Raw genomic sequence first — 12,662 nt, 5'->3', positions numbered from 1 at the left:
ATCAAATCTCCATTAGATGCCCGGGAACCAGCATGCCTCGCGTACTGACCATCGAAGACGACGCCGTCACCGGCCAGGAAATCGTCGCCGAACTTACCAGCCACGGCCTGGAGGTGGATTGGGCCGACAATGGCCGTGAAGGCCTGGCCAAGGCCATTGCCGGCGGCTACGACCTGATCACCCTGGACCGTATGCTGCCCGAGGTCGACGGCCTGACCATCGTCACTACCCTGCGCAACCTCAAGATCGCTACGCCGATCCTGATGATCAGCGCCCTCTCCGACGTCGATGAGCGGGTGCGCGGCCTGCGTGCCGGCGGAGACGACTACCTGACCAAGCCGTTCGCCTCCGACGAAATGGCCGCGCGAGTCGAGGTATTGCTGCGCCGCAACAGCGTGCCCATGACCCAGACCCGCTTGCAGGTTGCCGACCTGCAGCTGGACCTGATCAGCCACGAGGCGCGCCGCGGTGACAATACCCTCAACCTGCTGCCCACCGAGTACAAGCTGCTGGAGTACCTGATGCGCCACAGTGGCCAGGTGATCACACGGATGATGATTTTCGAGGAAGTCTGGGGCTATCACTTCGACCCGGGCACCAACCTGATCGACGTGCACATCGGCCGCCTGCGCAAGAAGATCGACTCCCCCGGCCAGTCGCCGCTGATCCGTACGGTACGGGGCTCCGGCTATGCCATTGCTGAACCCGTCTAAGGGCTGGAGCTCCTCTACCAGCCGCCTGCTGGCACTCTACAGCTTTCTGTTCGTGGCCTGGAGCAGCATCCTCATGGGGGTGCTGTATTTCGAAGTGTCCAGCTACCTGAGCAAACTCACCCGTCACTCCATGCTGCAGCGCCAGCACCTGTTCGCACACATGAGCGGCAAGCAGCTGGACGATGCCCTGATTGCCAGCCAGGCCTTCGAGGAGCGCAGCTTTGACGCCTACGGCCTGTTCGACCCCCAGCTCAACCCGATTGGCGGCAGCGTGCGGGCCTTGCCCCCAGAGCTCAGGCTGGACGGCAAGATCCATGAGTTGAAACGCTGCCTGGATGCCGACGATCCTCGCATGCCTCGCGACAGCTGCGACGCAGTGGCAATCAAGGTACAGGATGGCCGGTGGCTGGTGCTGGTGCGTGACAACGGCTCGCTGTTCGTGGTTACCCGAATCATCCTGCACGCCCTGCTCTGGGGCATCTCGCTGACTCTGATCCCGGGTTTTGCCGGTTGGTACCTGCTAAGGCGCAGGCCGCTCAAGCGTATACGTGCGATCCAGGCCCAGGCCGAACTGATCGTCGCCGGCGACCTGACCCACCGCCTGCCTCTGTCGGCCCGCCGTGACGAGCTGGACATGCTTGCGGCGATCGTCAATGCCATGCTCGACCGTATCGAACGACTGATGCACGAGGTCAAGGGTGTGTGCGACAACATTGCCCATGACCTGCGCACACCGCTGACCCGCCTGCGCGCCCAGCTGTACCGTATTCGCCAGCAAAGCGCCGTGGATTCTGCGCAAGCCGAAGCACTGGACCAGGCCATCGGCGAAACCGACACCTTGATGGCGCGTTTTCGCGGGTTGTTGCGCATCAGCGAGCTGGAAGACCGCCAGCGCCGTGCCGGCTTCGTCCAGCTTGACCCGCACGAACTGCTGGTAGAACTGCACGATTTTTACCTGCCGTTGGCCGAGGATGGCGGCATTCACCTGCAATTGCACCAACCTGCGCAGCTACCGGCACTGCACGGCGATCGCGAACTGCTGTTCGAGGCCTTGGCGAATCTGGTGGGCAACGCGATCAAGTTCACACCCGAGGGGGGTCGTGTGCGCATTGCCGCCACGCAGGATGACAACGGCGTGCACATGGCGATCGAGGATAGCGGGCCTGGAATTCCCGAAGCAGAGCGAACGGCTGTACTGAAACGGTTCTATCGCAGCGATGAAGGCCACCGCCATGCCGGCTTCGGGCTGGGGCTGTCGATCGTGGCGGCGATCGTCGACCTGCATGGGTTCGGGCTGGAGATTGGCGAGAGCGAATTGGGTGGGGCCAGGCTGGTACTGCACTGCCCGCTTGCGGGTCTAACTAAATAGAAGCAGGGGCCGCTTTGCGGCCCTTCGCGGGCACGCCCGCTCCCACAGGTTGGCGCGACATTTCAAGTGTGCGCAATCCCTGGACTGCCCCCAAGAAGTTGGACACCAATCCAACCCTTGGGGGATCTATGGGTAAGTACACCGAGCAATTCAAGCTCACAGCGATCACAGCCTACCTGGATGGCAGCAACGGTTTCCGAAAGGTGGCTCAACACTTAGGTATCGATTTCAGCCTGCTTCGACGCTGGGTGGCCAGTTATCAGGCCAATAATGGCATTGGTCCAGGCTCGCATGGGCGGCGCTATACCAGTGATTTCAAACAGCAGGTGCTTAGCTATATGCACGAGCATCGGCTTTCGCTGCGCCAGACCGCTGCCCACTTTGGTCTTGGGCAGTCCTCTCAGATAGGCATTTGGCAGCGGCAGTACTACAGTGGCAGTCCTGCACCCTCTACTGCCATCAAGCCAAGAAAGCCAATCGACGTGCCGAAGAAGATCAAGCCTGCCAAACCCACCGATACCAATGATGATCAGAAGTCTCGAGATCAGCTGATGGCTGAACTTGAGTACCTGCGCATGGAGAATGCTGTCCTAAAGGAGCTCAAGGCTCTGCGCGAGGAAAAGGAACGAACACGCGGGAAAAAGCCCTGATCGTTTCCAAACTCAAGCGCAGGTTTCCTTTGCCTGACCTCCTTCAGTTGGTCGAGCTGGCGCGCAGCACCTTCTACTACCAGCTAAAAGCTCAGCAGAAGCCAGATCGGCATGCTGAGCTCAAGGCATTGGTGCATCGCGTCTACCACGAGCAGAAAGGGCTTTATGGTTATCGCCGTATCGCACTCGTAATCAGGAAGGAAAAGCGGGTGAACAAGAAGGTCATTGAACGGCTGATGGCTGAGCAGGGATTGAAATCAGTAGTGCGCCCCAAGAAATACCGCTCCTATCGAGGTACCGTCGGTAAAGTGGCAGCGAATGTGCTGGAGCGAAATTTTGTTGCTCAACGCCCAAACCAGAAGTGGGTGACCGACGTAACCGAGTTCAAAGTAGCTCAACAGAAGCTTTACCTGTCGCCCGTGATGGATTTGTACAACGGCGAAATCGTGGCCTACGAAATGGCCAGCCGCCCATGCTATAGCCTGGTTGGGAACATGCTTGGCAAAGCGCTCGATTGCCTGGGAGAGAAACCGAAGCTCGTGCTGCATTCGGATCAGGGATGGCATTACCAGCAGGCGCAATACCGCCGTAAGCTAAGCGAATGCGGGGTAAAGCAGAGCATGTCTCGAAAAGGCAATTGCCTGGACAATGCGGCCATGGAAAGCTTCTTCGGCACGCTCAAATCTGAGTTTTTCTACCTGAAGCGTTTCGAGAGCATTGATGAGCTGAGAGCGGGTCTGGATGAGTACATTCACTACTACAACCATGATCGCATCAAGCTGAGGCTCAATGGCCTGAGCCCTGTGGAGTACAGGGCTCAGGCTGCAGCTTAAAACTGTCCAACTTTTGGGGGGCAGTCCACCCTGTGGGAGCGGGCGTGCCCGCGAAGGGCTGCATCGCAGCCCCAGTTACTTCAGTCAGCCAGACGCCAGGTAGTCGTGCCCTTGCTGTCTTCCAGCACTACACCCATGGCGGTCAGCTGATCGCGAATGCGGTCGGACTCGGCCCAGTTCTTGTCCGCACGTGCCTGCAGGCGCGCCTGGATCAAGCCCTCGACTTCAGCCGCATCGACCTTGCCTTCGGCACCGGCACGCAGGAAGTCATCGGCCTCCAGCTGCAGCACACCCAGCACATCCCCCAGTTCACGCAGTCGACCGGCCAGACCGGCAGCCGCTTCCGGGTCGCTGTCACGCAGGCGGTTGATCTCGCGCACCAGGTCGAACAGAACGGCACAGGCTTCGGGGGTGCCGAAGTCGTCGTTCATCGCCACGCTGAAGCGCTCGACAAAGGCTTCGCCACCCTTGGCCGCCACCCGTGGCAGGCCGCGCAGGGCGTGGTAGAAGCGCTCCAGTGCGCCCTTGGCATCCCGCAGGCTGTCTTCCGAGTAGTTGATCGCGCTGCGGTAGTGGCTGGCCACCAGCAGGTAGCGCACCACCTCCGGGTGGTACTTCTCGAGCACGTCGCGGATGGTGAAGAAGTTGTTCAACGACTTGGACATCTTCTCGCCGTTGATACGGATCATGCCGCAATGCATCCAGGCGTTGGCGTACTGCTTGCCAGTGGCCGCCTCGCTCTGGGCAATCTCGTTCTCGTGGTGCGGGAACTCCAGGTCGCTGCCGCCGCCGTGAATGTCGAAGCTCTCGCCCAGGCAGCAGGTGGACATCACCGAGCACTCGATGTGCCAGCCTGGGCGACCCGGGCCCCATGGCGATTCCCAGCTCGGCTCGCCCGGCTTGACGCCCTTCCACAGGACGAAGTCGAGCGGGTCCTGCTTGGCTTCGTCGACCTCGATGCGTGCACCGATACGCAGGTCTTCGATCTTCTTGCGCGACAGCTTGCCGTAACCGACGAACTTGCCGACCCGGTAGTACACGTCGCCATTGCCTGGCGCGTAGGCGTACCCCTTGTCGATCAGGGTCTGGATCATCGCGTGCATGCCGGCGATATGGTCGGTGGCACGCGGTTCCTGGTCTGGCGGCAGGATGTTCAGGCGGCGTTCGTCTTCGTGCATCGCGTCGATCATGCGGGCGGTCAGGGCGTCGAAACTTTCGCCGTTCTCGTTGGCCCGGTTGATGATCTTGTCATCGATGTCAGTGATGTTGCGCACGTAGGTCAGCTCATAGCCACTCTTGCGCAGCCAGCGGGTGACCAGGTCGAAGGCCACCATGCTGCGGCCATGGCCCAGGTGGCAGTAGTCGTATACGGTCATGCCGCACACGTACATGCGCACCTTGTTGCCATCCAGCGGCTTGAAGACTTCCTTGGTTTTGCTCAGGGTGTTGTAGATGGTAAGCACGGCGGTTCCTCAGCTGCCCCAGGAGTCACGCAGGGTGACAGTGCGGTTGAACACCGGGCGACCCGGCTGGCTGTCTTTCAGGTCGGCGCAGAAGTAGCCTTCGCGCTCGAACTGGAAGCGGTCCTCGGGCTGCGCCTGGGTCAGCGACGGCTCGGCACGGCAACCGCTGAGCACTTGCAGCGAAGCAGGGTTGATGTTGTCCAGGAAGCTGCCGCCCTCCTCGGTCTTTTCCGGGTTCGGCGAGCGGAACAGGCGGTCGTACAGGCGCACTTCGCACTCGACGCTGCCCTCGGCCGGCACCCAGTGGATCACGCCCTTGACCTTGCGGCCTTCAGGGTTCTTGCCCAGGGTGTCCGGGTCGTACGAGCAACGCAGTTCGACGATATTGCCGTCTGCGTCCTTGACCGCCTCGTCAGCACGAATCACGTAGCTGCCGCGCAGGCGCACTTCACCGGCCGGTTCTAGGCGCTTGTAGCCCTTGGGCGGTTCTTCCATGAAGTCGTCGCGGTCGATGTACAGCTCGCGGGAAAACGGCAGCACACGCACGCCCATGTCTTCCTTCGGGTGACGTGGCAGCTCAAGCTGCTCGACCTGGCCTTCCGGGTAGTTGGTGATGACCACTTTCAGCGGGCGCAGCACGCACATGGCGCGTGGCGCGGTGCGGTCCAGGTCGTCACGGATGCTGAACTCGAGCATCGACATGTCGACCACACCGTCGGAACGGTTGGTGCCGATCATTTCGCAGAAGTTGCGGATCGAAGCCGGCGTGTAGCCACGGCGACGGAAGCCGGACAGGGTCGACATGCGTGGGTCGTCCCAGGCGTCGACATGCTTCTCGTCCACAAGCTGCTTGAGCTTGCGCTTGGAGGTGATGGTGTAGTTCAGGTTCAGGCGGCTGAACTCGTACTGGCGCGGGTGTGCCGGCACCGGCAGGTTGTCGAGGAACCAGTCGTACAGCGGACGATGCCCTTCGAACTCCAGGGTGCAGATCGAGTGGGTAATGCCCTCGATGGCGTCCGACTGGCCGTGGGTAAAGTCGTAGTTGGGGTAGATGCACCACTTGTCGCCGGTCTGGTGGTGGTGGGCATGGCGAATGCGGTACAGGATAGGGTCGCGCAGGTTCATGTTTGGCGAGGCCATGTCGATCTTGGCCCGCAGCACGCGCTCGCCGTCCTTGAACTCGCCGGCCTTCATGCGGGCGAACAGGTCGAGGTTTTCTTCCACGCTGCGCTCGCGGAACGGGCTGTTCTTGCCCGGCTCCTTGAGGTTGCCGCGGTATTCCTTGGCTTGCTCAGGGGTGAGGTCGCAGACATAGGCCTTGCCACGCTTGATCAACTCGACCGCCCAGTCGTGCAACTGGTCGAAGTAGTCGGAGGCATAGCGCACGTCGCCGCCCCACTCGAAGCCCAGCCATTTGACATCGCTCTGGATGGCGTCGATGTACTCCTGGTCTTCCTTGGCCGGGTTGGTATCGTCGAAACGCAGGTGGCAGACGCCGCCGAACTCCTTGGCCAGGCCGAAGTTGACGCAGATCGACTTGGCGTGGCCGATGTGCAGGTAACCATTGGGCTCCGGCGGGAAACGGGTGACGATGCTGCTGTGCTTGCCCGAGTCCAGGTCGGCCTGGATGATCGGCCGCAGGAAGTTCGCAGGGACAGCGGGGGCGCCTTTGGCAGCGGCGTTGGGCGCGTTGTCGGCAGTGGGCTTGCTCATAGGATCCTTGAATGCGTGTGTCCAGCCTGGGTAGGCCGATTGAATCAAAGGGCCTATCATAGCCGAAGCAGTCAAGCTGCTGACAGCCGCGCCCGGACAAACTGATGTGATTTATCACGGCTTTTTGCCGCAGCCTGGCAAAATGGCCGGTGCGCGCCATGTGTCGCGATCGCCTGATCCTGCGTCTGGTGATAACCCGCGCCCTGCGCACCCTATTTCTGATTGCCTTGAAAGAGCGAGTTTCAGCATGTCCAAAGTCAAACTGACCACCAACCACGGCGACATCGTCCTGCAACTGGACGCCGAGAAAGCGCCGCTGACTACCGAAAACTTCGTTCAGTACGTCAAGGACGGCCACTACAATGGCACCGTATTCCACCGTGTGATCAAAGGCTTCATGATTCAGGGCGGCGGCTTCGAAGCCGGCATGAACCAGAAGAAAACCCGCGCCAGCATCCAGAACGAAGCCGACAACGGCCTGAAGAACAAGAAGTACAGCATCGCCATGGCCCGCACCATGGAGCCGCACTCTGCCTCGGCGCAGTTCTTCATCAACGCCTCCGACAACGACTTCCTCAACCACAGCGGCAAGAACGTGCAAGGCTGGGGCTACGCCGTATTCGGCGAAGTGATCGAAGGCCGTGAAGTGGTCGACGCCATCGAAAAGGTCGCCACCGGTTCCAAAGCTGGCCACCAGGACGTACCGGCAGACGACGTGATCATCGAGAAAGCCGAGATCATTGAGTGATTCTGCTGATCTCTGATCTGCACCTGCAAGAAGAACGCCCGGATATTTCCCGGGCGTTTCTTGATCTGCTCGATGGCCGCGCCCGCCACGCCAAGGCCCTGTACATCCTTGGTGACTTCTTCGAAGCGTGGATTGGCGACGACGCCATGACGCCCTTCCAGCAGTCGATCTGCCAGGCCATGCGCCGGCTGAGCGACAGTGGCACGGCCATCTACCTGATGCATGGCAACCGTGACTTCCTGATTGGCCAGGCCTTTTGCGAAGCTGCGGGCTGCACGCTGTTGAACGACCCCAGCGTGATCGAGCTGGGTGGTGAGCAGGTGCTGCTGATGCATGGCGACACCCTGTGCACCCGCGACCTGGGCTACATGAAGATGCGCCGCCTGCTGCGCAATCCGCTGAGCTTGTGGATCCTGCGCCACCTGCCGCTGTCGGCCCGCTACAAGCTGGCACGCAAGCTGCGCAGCGAAAGCCGCACGCAAGTGCGGATGAAGTCCACCGAAATCGTCGACGTCACGCCAGAAGAAGTCCCCAAGGTGATGGCGGCGCATGGCGTGCGCACCTTGGTGCACGGCCATACCCATCGGCCAGCGATTCACAAGCTGATGGTCGACGGCCAGCCGGCCCGGCGCATCGTGCTGGGCGACTGGGACCGCCGCGGTTGGGCCTTGCAGGTTGACGAGCAGGGCTTTCAGCTGGCGCCGTTCGAGTTTTCCTGACGTTACACGGCCGGCCCTTTCGCGGGCAAGCCCGCTCCCACAGGCCCCTGTAGGAGCGGGCTTGCCCGCGAAGAGGCCAGCATGCCTTACTGCTGCGCAACTGCCCCCTTGTCCCGCTCACTGATCACCACTTCCCGATACTCCGGGTCTGCCTTGATCTGCGCCTCGGTAAACGGAATCACCGCCAATTGCTTGGCCGCAAATGCCTTGGTCTGGTCACTGGCATGCGCCGAAGCCTTCTCACTCGACTGGGAAAACGCCAGCAGGCCACGGGCTTCTGGCCCCTTGTCGGTAAAGCTGACCAGTTGCAGGTAGCTGGTGCCACTCACCACCAGCCGCTTGCCCTGCCCATGCGGCACGCTGTAGATCGCGTTGTACACCCCTAGCGCCTGCGGGCCGCCCGGTACCGGCGTGCCATCAAGGGACTGTTGCACCTGCCCCCACCGTGCCTCTCCGGCAACGCCACTTTCACTGACCTGCTTGAGCGACGCCAGTGCTGCCTGATGTACCCGCCTGCTCACTACCGCCTGCTCGACAGCCAGGCCGCGCGGGGTGTGTTGCGGGTCGGCCGGGTTGAATGCCACTCGCCAGCTTTCCGGGTGCTCGGCCAGCGCACTGAACAGGTTCTGGAAGTGCACCAGGCCCATACCACTGTCGAGGTCGGCCTTGCCGTTCCAGGCGGCAAGGCTGCTGCACACGGCCTGCACATCTGCGCTGGCACCTTTGCACCATTGCAGCAGGTCTGGCAACACCAGGCTGGCCAGGTACACCTCGTCATCGGTGACCATGCGCTGCAGTTCATCTACTCCTAACCGGGCTTTGCCCTGCAGGCGCTGCAAGGCAAAGCGGCCACGCATACCCAGTGGCTGGTCATTGCGGCTGACCAGTGGTGAGTAGCCGGTCAGCGGCTGCGCCGGGTTGGCCATCCAGGCCGGGTCGTTGGAGTTCTGCACGAAGTCGTCTCGCTCCAGGCTTGGCAGCAGTCGCGCCGGGAAGATGCCCGGTTGCGCCGCCTGCGCGTCAACTTTCCACTGGCATGCACTGCGCGAGCCATCCAGCACCACCAGCTGCCCTTGCGCCTGCGGGTTGCTGCAAGCATCCAGCAAGTGCTGGTCGACGTAGGGCACCACCGACTGGTTCAGGTACAAGGCCCGCCCCCCTTCGTCCACCGCCAGCGTGTTGACCCATGGGATACCCTGCAACTGCTCGACCGATCCCCTCAATGCCGCCAGGTTGTCGGCTCGGTTGATCTGGTACCACTGCTGCAACACCCGCGAATTCTCAAGGTTGGCGTCTCGCACGCTGTAGGCCGCCCGCGCATCCCAGTCCAGGCGACCTGGCCATTGCACCACCGGGCCGAACTGCGAACTGTAGACCGGCCGCTCAATCTGGCTCAGGCGGCCATCCGCGCCCTTGACCGCAACACGGAGGGTTTGCCGGGCCATCGGCAGCGACTTGCCATCAAGCATATAGCGCGTCGGGTCTTTGGGGTCGAGTTGCAGGCGGTAGAGCGTGAAGTGCTTGGAAGTGTCGACGGTGTGCGTCCACGCCAGGTGCTTGTTGAAACCGATGTTGACCACCGGCAGGCCCGGTAGCGCCGCGCCCATCACATCGAGCTGGCCAGGAATGGTCAGTTGCATCTGGTAGAAGCGCATGCCGCCCATCCACGGGAAGTGCGGGTTGGCCAGCAACAGGCCGCGGCCATTGGCTGAACGCTGTGCGCCTACTGCCACTGCATTGCTGCCGCGCTCTGCGGCGAACCGCGCCTGACGCGCCAAAGCGGCGGCAAAGCCCGCTGACGATTGCTGGCTGGTCAGCGTTGGCGGTTGCGCCCCCGCCAACGCCTCGACGAACTGCCCGACACCGCCCTCGGCCAGTAAACGGCGGGTCAGTTTGACCAGATCCTGGCTGCTGATGGGCCGCACCCACTCACCATCGCCACACTCGGCGGGCAGCCCTTGACGACGGCGTTCGGCCAACGCCCGGTTGTAGCCGCTGGCATAACCCGCCAGCAACGCCTGCACCGGCGCGGGTTGCGCCTGCAGGAAGGCATCGACCGCCGCTGAGCTATTGAGCCAGGTGAAGAACAGGTCGCTGGTCAGGTTGTCACGCTGCTCCAGGGTCTTGCCCTTGGCGCCGAAATAGCGTGAGCGCTCACCGCTCACGGTCAGCACTTCATTGGCGAGCAGGCATAGGTTGTCCTGGGCGTAGGCATAGCCGACGCCATAGCCCAGGCCACGCTCATCCTTGGCCACGATATGCGGTACGCCGTATCGGGTATAGCGGATCTGGGCACTGGCGTCGGCTATCGCGGGTTGCGCCTGCACACCGACGCTGAAGGCCACCAGGGCAGCGGCCAGGCCGGCGCAAGTCATGGGACGGCAAAGTGGAAACACGGGCACTCCTCGGGTTCGGGGGTCATCCCGATCAGACGAATGGCCAGATGAATATTTTACGTATTACAAGGCGATGGAACGTCTTGATGAGAAACAGGCATTTTTTTCACGAATGGGTTGCAGTTTTTGCGTTCTCATTCGTCCTAGTAAGTGAGCCACCCACATTTCGGGTTCGTCCACGAAAAGGAGCATTCGCATGTACAACCCGCAAACCTCGATCCAGGCCGGGCGCGCGCCAGGCAAAGCGTCCAAGGAACAGGACGTATTTGCTGAAGAACGAATCGGCAACGAACAGATCCGCGAGCTGTTGCGCACCTTCGGCCTGCGCACCAGCCTGATCCGCCTCAAGGTTATCGATGCCTTGCACGCCGCCGACCGCAATGGCCGCAGTATTGGCGTACGCGGGGTGCACGCACAACTGGAACAGCTGGATATCCCGCTGTCGTTCCTCAGTGTGCGTGAAGTGCTCAAGCGCCTGTGTACCGAAGGCGTCATACAACTGGGTAGCGACAAGTGCTACAGGCTCAACCCCCAGGCGCGCGCCGTACTGGAGCAAACACCCTCGCGCTGAGCGCATGGCCGGCCATACCTGGCCGGCCCGCGCAGATCAGGGCTTGACCTTGCGCCGCAGAATGCCGTTGATCACCACGACCACCACGGCAATGGCGATGGCCAGCATCTGGAAGGTCTGCTCACTGATCGTGCCCTGCTTCTGCAGGTGGGACAGGCCCAGCATCAGGCCCAGTACCACCAGGATGATCAGAAGTGAATATTTGAGGCGCTGCACGTGTGTCATCGAATGTTCCTTGCAACATCAGGGGCAAATGGCTCGCAACGAGCCGCGGCAATGATACAACGGTCACCGCCCCCGGCGCTGGATTTCCTGCTGGGTGGGGTGACGTCAGCCTGAAAGCATGGGGCTTCCTAGCACCCACGCCGGAGGCACCATGTACAAACCCCTGTTGTTCGCATCGCTGTTACTGACCCCGCCCTCCCTTCATGCACTGGACACCCAGCAGACGCCGACCGAGCACCTGCTCGAACTGGGCCGCGAGTTGGCCACCCATGCCGGTGCCAGCCAATGGCAACAACTGTGGCAACGCGTACGCCAGGCCGGTTACCTGCAGACCGAAACTGCACCGGTACATTTCAGCGTGCCCACAGCCCGCTTGCCCGACCTGGCCCGACAAACGCTGGCGCAGGCCGACCAGGCACAGCCTCTGAATCAGACCCAGGTACTGTACCGCCGCCACTTTGCCGACCAGGTCATCGGCCAGCGCAACGGCCAGCCGTTGCACGCGCTGTGCCTGCTGGTCGATTGGCGCACGTTGCCGCCGGGCATGCGCGCCACCCCTCAAGCCTATCTGGGTAGCGCCAGCTTGCTGAGCAGCTACCCGTGCGATTGAGGGGTGCCGCACCCGCTCCGCATCATCGCGAGCGACCCGACAGGAAACCAGGAAGCACAGCCAGATGTCGACGCCATTTCCTACAGCGCCAGATATCGCTGCCTGCAAATCCTGTTCACCGAAACTACAACCCCCAACCCCTATGCCGCCTAGCGACGCGCCTCGGCTGTCGCACAGAATTTGCTCACACCTTCGACATAACGCCGCGGGTGATCGGGTCGCACATCCCATCTACCCCGAAGGAGCGCCATATGCAAAAGCCAGATTTGAGCCAGATTGATATCAGCCAACTGCCCCACTCGCTGCAGGCCCTGATCGACTGTATCGGCATCGAAAACGCCTACCAACTGACCTGCGCCTATGGCGGCAGGCCCAAGTACATCCCCAAGCACCGCGAGCGCACCAAGCTCGCTGACGTGCTGCCGGCCGAAGCGCTCGACGCACTGATCAAGCGCTTTGCCGGGGTCGCCCTGGAGATCCCCAAGGCTGACCACTTTCTGCGTCAGCTGCGCAACCAGCAGATCCAGAAGGAAAGCGCCAACGGTTTGTCCCGCAGCCTGCTGGCCAACAAGTACGGCCTGAGCCTGCGGCAGATCGGCAACATCCGGCGCCAGGAGCTTTGCACGCGCTGACGCCCGAACACCTTGGCTGC

Annotated in this window: 12 protein-coding genes; 8 read left to right on the top strand and 4 right to left on the bottom strand. The window is 61.8% G+C overall.

Annotated features, from left to right (window positions below):
* The first annotated feature begins 32 nt into the window (after positions 1 to 32).
* From AC3B5Q_RS12260 to AC3B5Q_RS12250, 3 genes are all read left to right on the top strand, one after another.
* On the top strand, positions 33 to 713 hold the full coding sequence (locus AC3B5Q_RS12260) for a response regulator transcription factor (RefSeq protein WP_003248078.1): 681 nt from the start codon (positions 33 to 35) through the stop codon (positions 711 to 713).
* Positions 691 to 2,082 (top strand): sensor histidine kinase, encoded by a 1,392-nt coding sequence (locus tag AC3B5Q_RS12255; protein ID WP_021782393.1) that lies wholly within the window; start codon positions 691 to 693, stop codon positions 2,080 to 2,082. The genes AC3B5Q_RS12260 and AC3B5Q_RS12255 overlap by 23 nt, the downstream gene beginning before the upstream one ends.
* Before the next feature lie 128 nt (positions 2,083 to 2,210).
* Positions 2,211 to 3,565 (top strand): IS3 family transposase gene (locus tag AC3B5Q_RS12250; protein WP_488392707.1). Its coding sequence is split into 2 segments (ribosomal slippage): positions 2,211 to 2,684 and positions 2,687 to 3,565, totalling 1,353 coding nucleotides; the frame shifts between segments, so codons are not numbered across the junction.
* Positions 3,566 to 3,645: 80 nt separating this feature from the next.
* Here the strand turns inward: AC3B5Q_RS12250 and cysS are convergent.
* Together cysS and AC3B5Q_RS12240 are read right to left on the bottom strand one after the other, a co-directional pair.
* On the bottom strand, positions 3,646 to 5,028 hold the full coding sequence (gene cysS / locus AC3B5Q_RS12245) for a cysteine--tRNA ligase (protein ID WP_021782392.1): 1,383 nt from the start codon (positions 5,026 to 5,028) through the stop codon (positions 3,646 to 3,648).
* A 9-nt stretch (positions 5,029 to 5,037) separates the two neighbouring features.
* The gene (locus AC3B5Q_RS12240) at positions 5,038 to 6,741 is read right to left on the bottom strand and encodes a glutamine--tRNA ligase/YqeY domain fusion protein (protein WP_488393104.1); all 1,704 of its coding nucleotides are present in this window, start codon (positions 6,739 to 6,741) and stop codon (positions 5,038 to 5,040) included.
* Positions 6,742 to 6,988: 247 nt separating this feature from the next.
* Between AC3B5Q_RS12240 and AC3B5Q_RS12235 the strand changes: the two genes are divergently transcribed.
* Positions 6,989 to 7,489, top strand: a complete 501-nt coding sequence (locus AC3B5Q_RS12235) for a peptidylprolyl isomerase (protein ID WP_021782390.1) — start codon at positions 6,989 to 6,991, stop codon at positions 7,487 to 7,489.
* Complete coding sequence (locus AC3B5Q_RS12230; RefSeq protein WP_021782389.1) at positions 7,486 to 8,208, top strand: UDP-2,3-diacylglucosamine diphosphatase; 723 nt, start codon at positions 7,486 to 7,488, stop codon at positions 8,206 to 8,208. The genes AC3B5Q_RS12235 and AC3B5Q_RS12230 overlap by 4 nt, the downstream gene beginning before the upstream one ends.
* An 86-nt stretch (positions 8,209 to 8,294) precedes the next feature.
* Here AC3B5Q_RS12230 and pvdQ read toward each other — a convergent pair whose 3' ends face one another.
* Positions 8,295 to 10,604 (bottom strand): bifunctional acylase PvdQ, encoded by a 2,310-nt coding sequence (pvdQ, locus tag AC3B5Q_RS12225; RefSeq protein WP_488393103.1) that lies wholly within the window; start codon positions 10,602 to 10,604, stop codon positions 8,295 to 8,297.
* Positions 10,605 to 10,800: 196 nt separating this feature from the next.
* Between pvdQ and AC3B5Q_RS12220 the strand changes: the two genes are divergently transcribed.
* The gene (locus AC3B5Q_RS12220; protein WP_003248065.1) at positions 10,801 to 11,175 is read left to right on the top strand and encodes a hypothetical protein; all 375 of its coding nucleotides are present in this window, start codon (positions 10,801 to 10,803) and stop codon (positions 11,173 to 11,175) included.
* 36 nt (positions 11,176 to 11,211) lie between these two features.
* Here AC3B5Q_RS12220 and AC3B5Q_RS12215 read toward each other — a convergent pair whose 3' ends face one another.
* Positions 11,212 to 11,400 carry a hypothetical protein gene (locus AC3B5Q_RS12215; protein ID WP_003248064.1) on the bottom strand — a complete coding sequence of 63 codons (189 nt, stop codon included), beginning with the start codon at positions 11,398 to 11,400 and terminating at the stop codon, positions 11,212 to 11,214.
* A gap of 151 nt (positions 11,401 to 11,551) precedes the next feature.
* On the opposite strand from AC3B5Q_RS12215, the gene AC3B5Q_RS12210 reads away from it, so the two are divergent.
* Both AC3B5Q_RS12210 and AC3B5Q_RS12205 read left to right on the top strand, forming a co-directional pair.
* Entirely contained in the window at positions 11,552 to 12,010 is a 459-nt protein-coding gene (locus AC3B5Q_RS12210; protein ID WP_275966974.1) for a hypothetical protein, read from the top strand.
* Positions 12,011 to 12,261: 251 nt separating this feature from the next.
* Complete coding sequence (locus tag AC3B5Q_RS12205; protein ID WP_021782385.1) at positions 12,262 to 12,642, top strand: Mor transcription activator family protein; 381 nt, start codon at positions 12,262 to 12,264, stop codon at positions 12,640 to 12,642.
* The last annotated feature ends 20 nt before the right edge of the window (positions 12,643 to 12,662 follow it).

This window comes from Pseudomonas sp. D5(2026), assembly GCF_057766845.1.
The sequence above is the reverse complement of the archived record's forward strand: the minus strand, read 5'-3'. Positions and strand labels throughout refer to the sequence as shown.

What these genes read in the sequence shown, in the direction of transcription:
- AC3B5Q_RS12260 (WP_003248078.1), top strand. Translation starts at nt 33, where the DNA reads ATGCCTCGCGTACTGACCATCGAAGACGACGCCGTCACCGGCCAGGAA.
- AC3B5Q_RS12255 (WP_021782393.1), top strand. Translation starts at nt 691, where the DNA reads ATGCCATTGCTGAACCCGTCTAAGGGCTGGAGCTCCTCTACCAGCCGC.
- AC3B5Q_RS12240 (WP_488393104.1), bottom strand. Translation starts at nt 6,741, where the DNA reads ATGAGCAAGCCCACTGCCGACAACGCGCCCAACGCCGCTGCCAAAGGC.
- AC3B5Q_RS12235 (WP_021782390.1), top strand. Translation starts at nt 6,989, where the DNA reads ATGTCCAAAGTCAAACTGACCACCAACCACGGCGACATCGTCCTGCAA.
- AC3B5Q_RS12220 (WP_003248065.1), top strand. Translation starts at nt 10,801, where the DNA reads ATGTACAACCCGCAAACCTCGATCCAGGCCGGGCGCGCGCCAGGCAAA.
- AC3B5Q_RS12215 (WP_003248064.1), bottom strand. Translation starts at nt 11,400, where the DNA reads ATGACACACGTGCAGCGCCTCAAATATTCACTTCTGATCATCCTGGTG.
- AC3B5Q_RS12210 (WP_275966974.1), top strand. Translation starts at nt 11,552, where the DNA reads ATGTACAAACCCCTGTTGTTCGCATCGCTGTTACTGACCCCGCCCTCC.
- AC3B5Q_RS12205 (WP_021782385.1), top strand. Translation starts at nt 12,262, where the DNA reads ATGCAAAAGCCAGATTTGAGCCAGATTGATATCAGCCAACTGCCCCAC.